Source organism: Halobacteriovorax sp. CON-3 (genome assembly GCF_043196995.1).
Taxonomy (GTDB): domain Bacteria; phylum Bdellovibrionota; class Bacteriovoracia; order Bacteriovoracales; family Bacteriovoracaceae; genus Halobacteriovorax_A.
Genome location: NZ_JBEBNA010000004.1, coordinates 98,906 through 113,846 on the forward strand (window position 1 = coordinate 98,906; position 14,941 = coordinate 113,846).

The window sequence follows — 14,941 nt, forward strand, 5'->3', positions numbered from 1 at the left end:
GTTTTTACAGGCCTTAACATAAAATAAAAGTCGTCAAATAAAGTATCCTTGGGATTTGAGTAATCCAAAGTAATAATCAAGTATGGATTAGTTAAGTTATTAAAATTACAGGCTTCAACATAAAAACAAAACCATGAATATTACGCTAAGTGGTAATCTGAATCATATTTAGGAGCAAGAGGGACGGTGTTTCAAAGCGAAAACTTAAGAAATCCTTAAGAATATCTCTTGTAACATGCTAAAAATACACAAAATATCTAAAACCGAAACAAAACATTATAAATTGATAATGAACTATCTTTCGTAAAATTCATGTGATTCCATTTTGATCACGAGATTGTCGTAATATTTGTGGGTTCTGTCGTAATATTTGTGGGTTCTGTCGTAATATTTGTGGGTTCTATCGTAATATTTGTGGGTTCTATCGTAATATTTGTGGTTTCTATCGTAATATTCGTGGTACAAGACTCAATAAGTGTCTGAAATCACGTTTATCCCACAAATAATACGAAACAGTATGTAAGTAAGTAAGTAACTATACAGTTGATTTAAAAAAAACAAAAGAAAATGAAACGTAATATTCATGTATGAATCATTTAATCTTTATATTCATAGGTTTTGTCTTTTTTCTTAATTTTCATGATTTCTCATTGCGCAAAATTAAGATATGAACAACAATAGTATTATCGTTACTAATTCTCACGGAGAGAGATATGGATATCCAAGACGGATCTACAAGCAACATTCTATGCAATAGCTTTGTTTTAGAGCTGAACTATGGCCTTGCCCTTCCCTCAAACTTCTACAAGTCAAATGAATTGAAAAAAGATGAAGTATTTAAAACTTCTACAACGATAATTAATTCAAAAAAAGAAATGAAAACAGTTCAAATAGAATTAAAATCAAATGTCGGCCTCAAGGGTGGGTATGAAGACGATGTTCTACTGGCCCTAATGACAATTGCAAAAGACCAAGAAGGCAGAAACATAAGAGAACCCAAGGGAGTAAGAAGAGTCTATTACACATATGCAATGATAGCGGAGATGCTTAACCATAAAGAAGAGATGTCTGAAGCAACACTTAAGAGATTGATTAAAAACTCAATTGGTAGAGTTTCCAAGGCAATTAAAATACTATCTGAACAAAATATCAGATGTGTCACATTTTTATATCAGGGCGATGAGGGCGAGTACTACTATGATAAACCAGACTCATTCAAGCCACTTATTTACACAGGAACGGTGTCTAGAGGAAAAGGTATAGATGGATTCGAGGACTGCAAAGTAATTCATTGGGCAGAGTTTGATGAGAGGATTTTTGATAACCTGAGTAAAGAATATATGTGTCTTTTAAATCAAAATGATTATCTGAATTTAAAAGTTGGCCCTCAAAGACAAGTTTACAGGTTCCTGTGCTCAAAAAGACAGGTGTATGGAAACGAGTTTAAGTTTAACCTTTCAGAACTTGCTCGAATGATGAATATGGAAAACTCCAATAGACGTAGAGAGGTAATAAAGAAACACCTTGACGCAGTTTCGAAGAGTGTTCTAGGGATAGATTTTCATATAAGAAAAATGATTGATCGTGATGATTGGGACATACTCATTGAGTTTAGCGATGCAAAGAAGTGGCAACAACTCCCTCCTCTGGAGTTTGATGAAACGTATCAAATATTTCAAAAATATTATGGATTAGAGTTTTTAAATGATTTGGACTTTGTAGAAGCCGATCTTCTGTCATTGCGTAATGGAGTAACTAAGAAGTTTAAAAAAGCTACAGGGTCAGAGTTTATAAAGTACAACAGAGAAAATATTAATGTTTGCGATATGATAGTGGATATAATTCTTTTTCAATGCAAGTATCAAGGCTTCAAAATCCAGACATGGAGAGGACTTGTTATGAATCTTCTAAAAAAAGAGATAGAAGGAAACTTAGATTTTCCTGATGGATATAGATCGTTTGTTACCCATAGGCTCGCTGAAAAGGAAAAACTAGATCAAGAGGAAAAACTTAATCGACAAATCGAGAGAGAAGAAGAAATTCGCAAGGAACGTGAGCGTTCATTAAATGAGCTTTTTAATGAGTATTGGATCACTATCACTAAGACTAATAAACAGTACGTGGAAGACTTAAGAAAGAGGGCCGAGGAAATTGTCTTGGAAGAGGATGGGCCGGATAACTTCGGGCCATTACTGTATGAAGCAAGAATCGATAACAAGGCCAGGCTTCTTGCTAAAGAAGAATTTGTAAATGGTGATTTTGTGGAGATTGTAAAAAAGAAATCGAAAAAGAATAGAAGTCGATTACTTGAAGCTTAGCTGGGTTATGAACAACAAGGGAAGGACTACTGATTTTGGTCTAATATTAATTTGTGACTCTATTTATAAAAAAGACAAAATAATGAGCCCTTCCTTTGTTAATTATATGCAAATTCTTAAAAAAATCATTTAGAATTGCTTCATCTGATGATCCGTGTTTTCATAAAAATTCTAGCAACTCAGAACAAATGCAGGAAATCAAACTAGATAAGTAAGTAGCTGAATTGTTGTATGTAAAGTTTCGTATTTTAAGAAAAAAGACTGATGCGAAATCATATATTTTTTACTGATCAAACATAAGACAGTTAAAAATTAAAAGTTACACTAGATAGAATTGTAATAATCCTTAAGCATGAGAGCGTCCCTTTCTTTGTTTGGCGAATTGCATATCATGTAACCACCACATCCATTATTTTTAAGGGAATTTAGTAACTCTTTCCAATTAAAATCAGATTCTCCAAGATTTAGATTTTTCAACTCCCCTTTTGAGATCATATCTGTTCCAGAAATATGTATGTGCATATTACTAATGGCCTCTTCTCCAAGCTCATCTCTTAGCCTCTGTATTACGTAGTCAAACTCTCTCTCTGTATTATAGGTCTTTGTACGTGCATACAGCCTTGAGAAGTCCATGCAAGGGTGGCACGAGTTGACCTTCTTTGTAAGCGAGATTAACTCATCCAATGAACCGAATTGAGATACTTTTCCGGTGATTCCTGGTCTAAGAGAGACGTCGATATCAAGTCTATTTAACCTTTCTTCAATGACATTCATGGACTTTTCCACGAGATTGAAAACATCGTAGGGCGAATCTTTCATATAAAATGCAGCATGAAATGCCATTGACTCAACTCCACACGAGTCTGATATTTTAGCAAATTGAATAAGTCTATCAACTGAAGAATCAATCTTATCCTGCTCTCTTGCATTCAGGTTAATGTACTGGGGCCCATGAGATGTTAGTGGAATATCTAACTCATAAGAAACCCTTCTCAGTTCTGAAACCATTTCCTTTTTCATTCTTAGTCCGTGGACGAACTCTAGTTGCATACAGTCTAGACCAAGTTGGCCGATCTGCTTTACCCCCTCTATTAAGCTATTTTTATTAATGGTAGAATTTGGAACACCGGCCGTTCCGAATAGTATTTTATTTCCCACAATTTCCCTCATACGAATTCACATGGAAGATTACTCTTCTTTCTTTCCTGACTTGATCCACATGCGCAGTGTACCGTCTTCTTTAATTTCAATATTTGATGGTGCGACGATCTTAATATCACTAAATGCCTTTGCTCCAATTTTTTCTGACAGTAACATTCTTTCATTCATTGCATTGTATGTAATCTCATCAGAAAGCTCATCGTCAAGGCCATATATCCAAGTATCCCTTCTTGTTGACTCTAAGATATAAGCATCTTCACTATTTCTAAGAACAGTGAGGGGGTTTGATATAACACTCTTTAGCCCTTGTGCCTCTACTCTTAAATTAAAGCTGTCGCTCTTATTGTTCATGTTTTTTAAGACGATTCTTTGAATAGTGTTACCATTTTCAGATTGAAATACGTCTAGCGAGTAATTATTAATTTCCGCTCCATCGATAAAGATTTTGATGTATTTTTTTACATCCCCTCTTTTTTTCACTAGGGAATGATCTAGGGGTAAATACACAGAGCTATTTGAGAAAGAACACTGTGTAACACCATAGGGATAGCAATCTGCATGATAGTCAAGTTTTAGTTGCATCATTCCTTCTATGAAATTATTGGTATCTACTTCTCTTTTTTCTTCAATGTTTCTAATACTTAATTCCATATCTATTGCGACGATAGGATTAGAAGGAATAGTTTCATCTAGCAGTAAGTCATTGTTAATGAATTTGATGTTTTTGTAATACTTAAATAGATTTGTTGTGTAGCTATTGTGGATTTGTACATCTTTGATCTCATTAAGGACTTTTTCTTTTCTGTTTTCTGCCTTGTTCCCTCCACAAGACAAGGTAATAAGAAGTAATGGGACTAGACTCATGTTTAGAAAAATATGTTTAATAAAAACTCCTTTGTAGTTAAATGAATTCTCTTCTTGTGTGCGATAACACTTAATTTCGTTTTATCCTACTTTGTATTATTAGTATCCGTTGTGAATTGGCCTGTTGTAATCTTTTTCTTTAGAAGTTCTTAATTCAAATCCAGAAGTGTGGAAAACATCACCATTTCTAACACTATCTAGATCGTATTTGATAAAAAACTCTAGGTCTGAATTGTTGCAATTCGTATTTAAAACCTCAATGTCCTCACTAATATTTCTCACTGGATCAAGTAATTTAATTTCTACTTTGTTATGTTTTTTGAAGTATAGCTTGTTATTTCCATTGCGTTTGATTTTAAGAATGTAGTTTCTTTCATTTTCTTCGCCATCTAGATCTAGAAGAAGAGAACTTTTTAACTCGTCTCTCTCAAGATTTTTTCCATTGATGGATACACTTATCTTATTTAGAAGCTCGTCTACAGGAAGATGATCTTTTTGATACTCTACTGACCTAGTGTATTCTAGCTCACAGACATCGTAGTATCTACCTTTTGTAGGATATGAAACCTCAGAGTCAAAACTGCGTAGATCAAATCTTACTATTGCTTCGTCAGTGTCATCCATATTCAGAACTAGTTCTGTTTTGCTATGCCCCCAACTTGGATATTTACGATAGTTATTTCCACCTGAAATAATTTCGTATGGACTAAAGGGATAGAAGCCAATTAATCGTTTTTTAGATTTGGTGAAAGATTCAAAATTGTAAAGTGTTTGTTCGTCAGATCTATAGTTATGACCACTGTTCATGATCTCTTTAGCCTCTTCTATAATTTCATTAGAATAATGGTTTATATTCATGGTTTCTCCTAGACCTAGATGGTCAGAGATGGATTCAAAAGTCTGGTTGTTATCATAAAATAATGTAACAAATTGATTAGCAATAGAATCAAGGTAGTCTACTCGTATATTAGAATTATTGTTAAAGTACACTTCTTTAAGAGAAACAAAGTTCCCCTCGTTGTTTTTAAATACAATGTCATCGATATAAATAATCAAATCATTATCAATTAAAGCTTCCTTTAAGGGGGTTCCAACGAACATAGCCTTGTTATCAAAGTTGATAATGATTTCATCGTTTATTCTTGCAACGTTATCGGTGTCGAACAAATTGAGCTTGCGTACATCATTGATGTAACGGGTATCAGCTATGTCAGCAATTCCAACTCTTACGCTTCGAACTTCCTCGACAAATGAAGGGACTTTTACACTAAGGCTCCCTGAAAAAATAACGTTTCTGTGACCCTTGTGATATGTTTTTAAATCGTTTTCTTCTTGAGTTCCGCATCCAATACCTAGTGCAGGGATAATGGCCTGTGCCACCCTTTCCGCTTTTCTAATGACCATACTTGATAGGGATTTCTTAAACCCTTCACTCAACTTCTCTTTACTACAGACCAATGAATTAGGGCTATCACTATATCCATATTTAAGCACAAGATTTGAAAAATCTGCACTGATTTCTTCGGGGTTAGCGATTGAGTGAGCAGGTTTGTCGGAAGAACTACTTACTCTCTCTATTGAATCAATAGAACTCTCAGTGCTTAACTTTGTTGAGCTTTCATTACTGTTACAAGATGCAAGTAATAGAGTTGTTGTCAAAGTAGAAAGAAGAAGTTTTTTCATATTAATTCCCTATTGTAAAAAGCAGTCAGTACAGTTGTTTTTTTATTTTTGTTTGTTTTAGTTATATTCGTGTTTTGTGCTGACTGCCTTGTGTTGATTGTAATTGAAGTAATGGCCGGAATCATTGTTAAATCATCGAAGATCGTGTGTTGAATTTCGCAAGTTGCAGAAAGTTTCGCATGGCGGAAGTCTGAGGGGGGAAGGGTTGTAAGTTACTGATTAGTTCTAAAAAAGAATCATAAAATGTAATAAAATGCGAATATGAAACCGTGAATTTATTACTGTCTAAAAGATGTACGCTAGATTTTGCAGCCCTTAACTTCGAATTTCGAGTGAGTTAGTGTAAATACGAGGAAGCTCTTTAAAGTCTTTGAGTTTTAGGTGCTTGTAAACTTTTGATTGCATATAGTTTGGATTTTTTAAGATTTGGTTTTCATGAAGAATAAGAGGTCTTGTAAAGTTTTTCTCTCTAGAGCGTATCTTCATGATCATATTCATCACAGTCATTTCAATAAATAGCGACAAATTAAAAGATGATATGATAACGAGATCTACCTCATTGGGACATTGGGTGAATTCATATGAGGGGATCATGGTATCAAGAATTTCAAAAGTGGCCTTGTTTAAGTTTCCAATTGTTATTATTTTCAAAATCATCCCCCCCATCCCGTTTTCTTTCTCATATTAGGAGTCCAAATTTTCTCTAGGATAGAATTTAAGTAATAATATTTGATAATTTTTTTAACATTAAGCATATATCCTTCATAAGAACAAGCGAGAAGGATTAATAATGAACAAACCGCCTTAGTCCCTTAAAGACCACGCTTTTCCTATCTCGCTTGCCTTCGGCGATACTAGCGAAAGTTGAAACTCTATTCACTATAAAAAAAAGTGTTGGGGATATTGCAGTTTCGCAACAAGTGGTAGTTTCGTAAAATGTAGCCTATTTAGAATGAAGGATATGAGTAAGGATATGAAAAATGGATAGATTTTGATTGTATAAAAAAATACGAAAATGATGATTGATCGTGAATATTTTACATGAAGAAATAATTAATGTTTAAAGATTGCACAGTGTATCTGCATGGTGAGAACTATTCCCCCACCATGCAGACTTTAAATTTAAGGCCTATATACACAACGGAAGCCTGCCTGATAACTTTCATGGTCTTTAGTCCAATAAAAACCAAAAGAAAAGGCTGAACCTCTTCTTCCCCTAATGACAGCGTTTTCTGTTGTACTGTTTCCTGCGTATGCCATCCAATCCCCTACTCCTTGATCTATTGTATAGCCGCCATTTGCGGAGTTGAAATCTTCGTCATTTATTTCACTACAGCTATAACTAATGTCTTGAAAATTGTTGAAGCTTAAATTTGTTTCGCATCCCCCTTTTACAGGCATCCCTTGAAACCCAACAGTATCTCTATCCCAGTCTGTCCATTCACCAGCACTTGTTGTCATGTCGTGAACCTCGTTTCCGTTAGTGAGTATGAATTTATTGTTATTGTCTCTCTCATTACCCCAGTTTAAATTATCGAGCTCGACAGTGGTTCCATTTGGTAAAATAACATCATATTTTCTTGTTCGCCATGAACATTCACTTCCATTGTTTGACCCGCCTTTTTTTAAGCACCCTGAGCCAACGCTTCCTTGCGACCAATTTGCATCAACTGTCTCGATATCACGAAGAATTGCCTGCCATTCGCGATTAGAGATAATGTCATAGCCTTCCCCAAGTGCTCTGCATTTTGCAGAGGCTTCATTTGCGGAAATACCGACCCATGGTATAAAATCAGGAGAACTAATGGGAGTGTAGTTTTCATTTGCTAGTTTTAGATGGGTCTTATTTCCCTCGCCTTCTTGAATAACACCATCATTATTGTCATCCTTCCAAGCCTTTGCCTCATATTTCATAACATAGAACTCAGGAAGAGACATTCCTCCTGCATTTGAAGGAACCTTTACCCATTCATCACTTAAGGCGACTCCGATATTGTCCTGGGGAGGTGCAGACACAATAAGATTGAATGTCTTAGTTAAGGTTAGTGTTTCGACAGTTAGGGTTACAGATCCCGTTTGAAGAGGTGTAAGAGTGACATTACTTACACTTTCATCAGAGCTTAGATTTACAATTGTGCTATCGGAAATAGACCAACGAACAGGTAGTGGAATGCTCCCCTTTTCTTCATTTAGGGCGAGAGAATATAACTCTTGTTCTTCCCCATTTACTAGATCTAGGTTTTCTTCAATGGCTTCAAGGCCATCGATTTGCTTAGATATTATTAATTCTGTTTGTTCAAGATCATCGACGGAAATGATGCTCTTGCATGAAGCAAAAAGAAGCGAAAAGATAAATACTTTTAACGCTTGCTTAAAAAGTGAATTGAGGTGCATTGTACATTACGTCCTTCCTCCATCGATACAGAAACATTATCGGACAAAAACCATCAAACATGAGCAACTATTTTTTAACAAAGAATTTTCAAGGGCTTGCTTGATATGCTCTTGTATTGCTAAGCGATATTTGATCGCTATAGTGCCAAGTATTACTGCGCTAAATAAATAATGAATATAAACGTGGGGCTAATTTTTATCTACTGGACCAACGTCCTGTTGATAAAAATTAGTATTATTGGCACTAGCTTTTTGCCTCGAAGAAGTAGCGATATCTTTTAAATGCCTATTGATTATAATGAAAGCTTTTTTGGATTCTGGATGTTTTTTAGATAATTTGCTTAATAAAGGAAGTGTTTTTTTGTGTAACGCTGTTGCCTGATCTTCGATCTTTGTAGCTCTCCCTTCTGCTTCATGAAGTTTGTTTTTCAAATTCTCAATGATAGAAAGAAGTTTAGCAATCTCTATTTCTGAAGGAGTCATTACTTCAGTATTTTCATGAATTTCTAGATGCGCTTCATTTTCCAGTGCTGTTGTCATCTCTTTAGGGATTGTGTTGAATTTGTAAGAGTTACTTGTCATAAAAATCATCTCGGAAAAAAGCAACAGCAACATAAGGAATTAATACAAAGAGTGTGAAAAATGCAGAGGCCTTGCATTGAATGTTTTCGCCTCTGCACAATTGCGATAAGTAGGGAGTGACAAAACCTAACTTTCGAGATTATGAGATGATCACTACCCTTGCTGTGATATTATAAAATTCGGAACAAAAAGAATTTTACTTGAGCCGATTTGTAAGTAACTAAAAAAAGAGAGGTTAACATAGTAGGACAAGTTTTTACTTAGTGGAAAATCGCCGCAAAGAAGAATTTCATATCAAATTTACATTCTAGCTCATCTTTCAGTATTGGCAAAAGTTCTCTTGTTTCTCTCTTTAGTGACCACTTCTTCGCCTTGTCCCGATTCTTTGATATGAAAGTAAGCAGACAAGACAAAAATGAGTATGTAGACTATGGGGATTATCCATAGCGACATCTCCCATAAAGGCATCAAGTTTTCGATAAAGCTAGAAAGTATCGGTGGATTTGAGAAATAAGTTCCTGTGCTCATGCGGTCATCCTTTTATAGAGTTTTTCTGTTTTTAAAATATACCCTGTTCCTTTTGGAATCTTTTTACTTAGAGTGATATTTCTGCTCTTACTTCTTCTAGCATTGCAACTAACTTCTTTTCTAATTTTTTCATTTCCCTTTTATTGTGTTTTTTCCAAGCTTCGCTACTTTCAAAAGAGCTAGTTGAGTCCTGGTAGTAGAGCACAATTCTTTTTTCAGGTAGCCCTTTCACCTTTTTTCCAGCTTTTTTCAGTTCTTTCTTTTCCTGCTTTCTTTTTTGAGCCTCTTCAAAGTCAGTGATTAGCTCCCTCACTTCTTTATTGAGCCCTTCTTTCTTTTGCTCGTCGCTCAAGCTTTTGTCTCTTTTGTATCTTTTGCATATTGCTGTAGTTTGCCTCAAGAAGCCCTTGTCTCGAATATTGAGCTTTTCGATAAGACCTCGCAACTCAACTCCAATAGCGAGATAGCCTAGCCACTCGTAAATGGTACTTGGGCTTTTTCCGAAATAATTAGCTACGTCTTTGATTGTGAAAGGAATTCCACTCTCTTTGGCAGCGTCAAGAACTGACTGAACTTCTTGGCCTTTATTAATAATGTGGATCTTTTTTTGAAACTCATTCGTCGAAATTGCATTTAATGCTGCCTTGAATTTATCATCTAAAATGATTGCTTCAATTTCCTTATATCCTAAATATTTGTACGCAGTAAGTCTTCTCTCCCCTGATCTTAACTCGAAGACTTTGTCTTTCTTGTTTGGGATTACATGTATCGGATTTTGTAATTTTTCGTACTTGATACTATTAACTAATCTAATAAACTCTGGATCTTCTAGGTCAATAACAAGTCGTGCCTGATTAGGATTAGGTACTATTTTATCTACGGGTAACTTTATAACTTTATCGGCTTTTAACGGCGCATTTCTTCCAATGATCCCGTTCTTACTGTTGGCACTCTCACCTTTTCTTAAATTTAGAGAAAATCTCTCCCTTAACTCCATTGTTTACTCCTTAAGCTCTTGGTGAAAGGAAAGCGAATCTTCCCTTGTTTTCTTTTTTGACTCCTTTTTCTAGGGAATCACAGACTTCGATTACTTCATCAGTAAAATTTGAAAATTCTTTAATATTAAACTCGTCAGCTTCGCTGTGAAGAAAAAGAGGCCATCCAACATCGGACGCTTCCGCTAATGGGCCTGAGTGACTTATGACTTCTTTAAACATGTGTTCGCCGTACATTCCTCTAACGACTTCCTCAAGTTCTCTTTCTCTAGCCTCTTCTTTTTCAAAGATCGCCCTAACCTCTTCTTCGTTTGCTTCCTTTGGAATGTTGAAGCGAACAGGACTGATGATATTGTAGAGCACCTTGATCCTTTCAGTGATGTCAGAATTATCACGATCAATCGTAAGGAAGCAGTCATTAAATTCAGAACCAGTAAGTTTAAATGCTTTAGCGCTTGACTGTTTTGCCTGTACAGGAATAATCATTAAGTCAGCTACCTGCATTGATAGTCTGTTGAATTTGTTGTTTTCTGGATTTGTGTCGTAAATAACAAAATCATAACCAACTGACATTTGTTTAAATAGTTCGTATGTGTCTCGGTAGATCTGGCTTGCATCAGACTCTTGGTCGTTACTATCGAAAAAGCTCTTGTTTTCGTTTTCTTCCCTTTCCTTGCTTCTTAAGAAGTAGTCGATCTCAGATAGTTTTGAGTTCCCACCCATTACGTCTAGATCTTCACATACTTTTCCAATTACTTCTGATATTTCTACATTCCCTTCCAGTATGTCATAAAGAGAATACTTCGCCTCTATCTCGTTTTCGTTCTTAAGGATGGAGCAACTTATATTTGCTTGAGCATCGAAGTCACAAAGAAGCACTCTCTTTCCCCTAGCGTTTAGAAACCAAGCTAAGTTATATGCTATAGTTGATTTTCCAACACCACCCTTATTTGAGCCAACATATATGTGTATGGCCACTTTGTTCTTTTTCTTTCTGCTTTTTCTTGCATCTTTATATGCTACAGTAGTTGATTGTGGCGAATCACCTCTTTCCTCTCCTACTGCGAGATTGAATTTGCTTACCGATACTTCTTTTTCCTTGGTTGGATCACGAAACATTTAACTCCCCTTTCTTGGTATGGATTTCTTTACAATTATGCCATGCCGTAATTTTTTAACAAGTGATTCCTTATTAATATCGGCCCTAAAGCGAATAACTTAAATTAATTATACATACTTAGAAATTTAATTGCGAGTAGGCAAATTAATTCCATCTTGCATGAAATAAATTAAAGAATAAGATAATTAATACGAAGAGTAAGTGAAATTAAAGAAAATATTTACGGCATGCCGTAAAAAAACCGTAAAAAGGTGGCGAATGAACGAGATAGCAAGAGCTTTACTAGAAGACGACGAAAGAGTGGAGTTTGAGGTTCCGAGTTTCTCGGGTAAATCATTAAGTTTTCCAAGTGTTGCGACTTGTGCTGTGTTTTTCTCAATAATTGCTTTTGAGCTAATGGTTATCTTTAGAGGTAAAGAGTTTTATTCATCAATAGGTTTCACCTTAATAGAGTCTTATGTTTTAGCGTTCACTGTCGAGGCTTTTTATATGTACTTTTCTGCTCAAAAGGGGAGGCTGTTAAAAGCTTTGGCCTTAATACTTTTTGCAGTAAGTGTTGTTACCTTGAGTTATTACGCTTACCAGAGTGACAAGAACGTAAATAGTCACGTTCAAGCGCTTGAGTCGGATATAAATGACGTAAAAGCTAATATAGAGAGAATTGATCTCGGCTTAAAAGAGGTGCTACGTGAGAAGAGTGAGATCCGCAAGGATATGATTGCCTATAGAGATAGGGAGTTTATCTCGAAAGGTAACGCTATCTTAAAGCCAAGAAGGGAGGCGGTTAATGAGAGAGAGTCAAAGTTGCTTGCAGATCGCGAAGAGCAAAAGAAGCAACTCAGGAGACTGGAGAAAGAATACTCATCTCAAGGGGTAATAAAAAATCTATCAATAATAACGATGAAGACAATTATAACAATCGTGGTGTTTGGAGTGCTTCAGTTGGCAATATGTTTATCGTTAAACGGTGTTTTGGAAGAATTAAGAAGCTTTAGGAAATAGGAGAGGAATATATGGATAAAGAACTAAGTAATCTATTAGGTAGTCTGCAAAAGAGATATTTTTCAGAAAAAAAGAAGTATGTAGATACTGAGAGAATTTTCTGGACGCCTGTTGAGCTAGTTGTAACAAGCTTTCCTGAGAGTCGTATCGAATCTGACAGATGGGTGAGGGCGCATGGGAAGATTTCGTTAAATATGAGCCAATTGGAGCCTGAGCGCAGTGTTCCTTATGGGATACTCGCTAGAGAAATGTTTGAATACTTCTTTAATGAATATGTGACAAACTTAAATAATGGAGTTCAGGAACCTTCGGTTTTCTCGTTTTCATCTGCATCTGAGCTTTTTAATAAGGTTAAAGGAAATTGCTCAGGTACTAGGGTTTCGCAAGATCAAAGAATTTTAATTTTGGAGATGTTGTTAAATTTTGAGAGTTGCGCGATTCGTTTTACTAAGTGCTTAAGTGAGAACAGTGTTGTTTCTCGAAATGATCTTTTCTTTAGGTCGTACAAAGGGCCTAAACATGACAAGGTGAAGGGGATGCCTTCGTCAACAACTTCGGGTGAGATATTAATTCAGCTTGACGATATCACGTTTTACAAGTTTTCAGAATCGACTAGAGTTCCTACGAAAAGCTTTATAGCGAAACTTGCTGGGGCAAATGTGATGGCGCGCGATCTTAGTATAGTTATTGCGAGATTGTGTTATTCATTAGTTAAGAGAAATACAGATTACCAGGTGCTAGGTAATACTGAGTTGAGAATGTATCTTGGTAAACCAAATGAATGCACAGTTAAGAAATTTAATAAGGATTTAAAAAGAGCTGTTGAGTTACTTAAAAAGAACTATGAGACAGCGTTTCCTTTTGATGAATATCCAGCTTCCTTAATTTCCCCGAAAAGGGGTGAGTTACAACTTCTTGTTACTAAACCTTCTCAACCAGATAATATCCTTGCTTGCGGTTAATTGTTGCTTCTTTGATCGCAGCTGTACTTTTAATATTAAATTTCATTTTCTGTAATAGGTAAGGCCCTTTTTATAAAGGGTTTTATCCTATGTTCGTTGTTTCCTTTGTGTGAGCAATCTGGCACGATCTTCTTGGTGCTGTCATTTAGGGGTTCAAGTTTCTCTCCTTGTTTTAGATATTGTAATTAGTTAACCTTTACTGTAAAATACTAGCATCCCTTGTGCGACTAGGGGGCTGGGTCAAGTTCTCCCGTAACTTTAGTTATAAAACATCGGCCTAACGGCCACATAGTCGCACTATCTAGTTCCTTACCCATAGTTTTTTTGTTTTCGTATTGTTGTTTAGTTTTGAGATTTATAAGACTGTAAGATTATTGCTTTGGGTTGTGCTTTCATATAGTTGAAGCAGTTCTTTAATTGACCTTTATAAGAAGGTTCAAGTTTCTCTCCTTTTCTGTTCAAAAGTACGCTGTTTAGAGTTTTTTAAAATAGAAGAAAATTAATATTATATATTTAATATTAATATATAAGAGATAGGTAATTCAATGATGATCGGCCTCTGGCTAATAATTGGTTCAAGTTTCTCTCCTGAAGGTTCAATATTCTCTTCCGTTGGTTCAATATTCTCTTCCGTTGGTTCAAGTTTCTCTCTTGATTTTAAGGAACGGGATAATTTATTGAAAAATCATTGATCTTTAAGATGGTGATTAACACGTTATCTTGAGCGAAGGTTCAAATTTCTCTCCGTTGGTTCAAGTTTCTCTCCCTCGTGGGTGATCCTTCGCCTTGTGGAGCGCAGATTAATTGATGGTTTTTTAAAAGTTATCGCTTTGCAAGAAGTGAGAAAACGTATCACACATCAGCTGTTGCCAATAGGCATAACACAACTCAAACACTCAACTTTCTTAGAGGCGTTTTAAGCCTCCGTAATTGAGAGTGTGACATAAACCACATAAACACCCTTGTGCGAAGCCAGAGTGGTCTTTAAGAGGCTCAGCAGGTGTTGAAATAGGTAATGCGAGAGCGAAGCATTTGTCAGCAGTAGGTGAGTGGACTAGATCTGCGCACTACATTTTTTTGCACTACATTTTTTTGCACTACATTTTCTTGCACTACATTTTCTTGCACTACTTTTTTTTGCACTACAATTTTATGCACTACAATTTTATGCACTACATTTTTATGCACTACATTTTTATGCACTACATTTTTATGCACTACATTTTTTTGCACTACATTTTTATGCACTACATTTTTTTGCACTACATTTTTTTGCACTACATTTTTTTGCACTACATTTTTTTGCACTACATTTTTTTGCACTACATTTTT

General features: G+C 35.5%; 12 protein-coding genes. 3 read left to right on the plus strand and 9 right to left on the minus strand.

Annotation, left to right across the window (positions count from 1 at the left end):
* Positions 1–713: 713 nt before the first annotated feature.
* Positions 714–2,318 (plus strand): hypothetical protein, encoded by a 1,605-nt coding sequence (locus tag ABMA72_RS16640; RefSeq protein WP_393058114.1) that lies wholly within the window; start codon positions 714–716, stop codon positions 2,316–2,318.
* Positions 2,319–2,642: 324 nt separating this feature from the next.
* Here ABMA72_RS16640 and ABMA72_RS16645 read toward each other — a convergent pair whose 3' ends face one another.
* From ABMA72_RS16645 to ABMA72_RS16680, 8 genes are all read right to left on the minus strand, one after another.
* Complete coding sequence (locus ABMA72_RS16645; protein ID WP_393058116.1) at positions 2,643–3,476, minus strand: TIM barrel protein; 834 nt, start codon at positions 3,474–3,476, stop codon at positions 2,643–2,645.
* 30 nt (positions 3,477–3,506) lie between these two features.
* Positions 3,507–4,343: a hypothetical protein gene (locus ABMA72_RS16650; protein WP_393058118.1), complete on the minus strand. Its 837-nt coding sequence runs from the start codon at positions 4,341–4,343 to the stop codon at positions 3,507–3,509.
* 99 nt (positions 4,344–4,442) lie between these two features.
* Positions 4,443–6,026, minus strand: a complete 1,584-nt coding sequence (locus ABMA72_RS16655) for a hypothetical protein (protein WP_393058120.1) — start codon at positions 6,024–6,026, stop codon at positions 4,443–4,445.
* A 315-nt stretch (positions 6,027–6,341) separates the two neighbouring features.
* Positions 6,342–6,677, minus strand: a complete 336-nt coding sequence (locus tag ABMA72_RS16660) for a hypothetical protein (protein WP_393058121.1) — start codon at positions 6,675–6,677, stop codon at positions 6,342–6,344.
* A 471-nt stretch (positions 6,678–7,148) separates the two neighbouring features.
* Positions 7,149–8,420, minus strand: a complete 1,272-nt coding sequence (locus ABMA72_RS16665; protein WP_393058123.1) for a hypothetical protein — start codon at positions 8,418–8,420, stop codon at positions 7,149–7,151.
* A gap of 189 nt (positions 8,421–8,609) precedes the next feature.
* A complete protein-coding gene (locus tag ABMA72_RS16670; protein ID WP_393058125.1) occupies positions 8,610–9,002 on the minus strand; it encodes a hypothetical protein in 393 nt (130 codons plus the stop codon).
* Between the two features lie 595 nt (positions 9,003–9,597).
* Positions 9,598–10,527, minus strand: a complete 930-nt coding sequence (locus ABMA72_RS16675) for a ParB/RepB/Spo0J family partition protein (protein WP_393058127.1) — start codon at positions 10,525–10,527, stop codon at positions 9,598–9,600.
* A gap of 10 nt (positions 10,528–10,537) precedes the next feature.
* A complete protein-coding gene (locus tag ABMA72_RS16680) occupies positions 10,538–11,644 on the minus strand; it encodes a ParA family protein (RefSeq protein ID WP_393058129.1) in 1,107 nt (368 codons plus the stop codon).
* 259 nt (positions 11,645–11,903) lie between these two features.
* Here ABMA72_RS16680 and ABMA72_RS16685 point away from each other — a divergent pair, with 259 nt between their 5' ends.
* Together ABMA72_RS16685 and ABMA72_RS16690 are read left to right on the plus strand one after the other, a co-directional pair.
* Positions 11,904–12,647, plus strand: coding sequence for a hypothetical protein (locus ABMA72_RS16685; protein ID WP_393058130.1), 744 nt, complete (start codon positions 11,904–11,906; stop codon positions 12,645–12,647).
* 11 nt (positions 12,648–12,658) lie between these two features.
* Positions 12,659–13,609: a hypothetical protein gene (locus tag ABMA72_RS16690; RefSeq protein ID WP_393058132.1), complete on the plus strand. Its 951-nt coding sequence runs from the start codon at positions 12,659–12,661 to the stop codon at positions 13,607–13,609.
* Between the two features lie 1,035 nt (positions 13,610–14,644).
* On the opposite strand, the gene ABMA72_RS16695 is transcribed toward ABMA72_RS16690, so the two are convergent.
* Positions 14,645–14,941, minus strand: a 297-nt coding sequence (locus ABMA72_RS16695) for a hypothetical protein (protein ID WP_393058134.1), incomplete at its 5' end; no start/stop codon positions are given.

Coding starts and splice junctions, on each gene's coding strand:
- ABMA72_RS16640 (WP_393058114.1), top strand. CDS start 714: ATGGATATCCAAGACGGATCTACAAGCAACATTCTATGCAATAGCTTT.
- ABMA72_RS16650 (WP_393058118.1), bottom strand. CDS start 4,343: ATGAGTCTAGTCCCATTACTTCTTATTACCTTGTCTTGTGGAGGGAAC.
- ABMA72_RS16655 (WP_393058120.1), bottom strand. CDS start 6,026: ATGAAAAAACTTCTTCTTTCTACTTTGACAACAACTCTATTACTTGCA.
- ABMA72_RS16665 (WP_393058123.1), bottom strand. CDS start 8,420: ATGCACCTCAATTCACTTTTTAAGCAAGCGTTAAAAGTATTTATCTTT.
- ABMA72_RS16670 (WP_393058125.1), bottom strand. CDS start 9,002: ATGACAAGTAACTCTTACAAATTCAACACAATCCCTAAAGAGATGACA.
- ABMA72_RS16675 (WP_393058127.1), bottom strand. CDS start 10,527: ATGGAGTTAAGGGAGAGATTTTCTCTAAATTTAAGAAAAGGTGAGAGT.
- ABMA72_RS16680 (WP_393058129.1), bottom strand. CDS start 11,644: ATGTTTCGTGATCCAACCAAGGAAAAAGAAGTATCGGTAAGCAAATTC.
- ABMA72_RS16685 (WP_393058130.1), top strand. CDS start 11,904: ATGAACGAGATAGCAAGAGCTTTACTAGAAGACGACGAAAGAGTGGAG.
- ABMA72_RS16690 (WP_393058132.1), top strand. CDS start 12,659: ATGGATAAAGAACTAAGTAATCTATTAGGTAGTCTGCAAAAGAGATAT.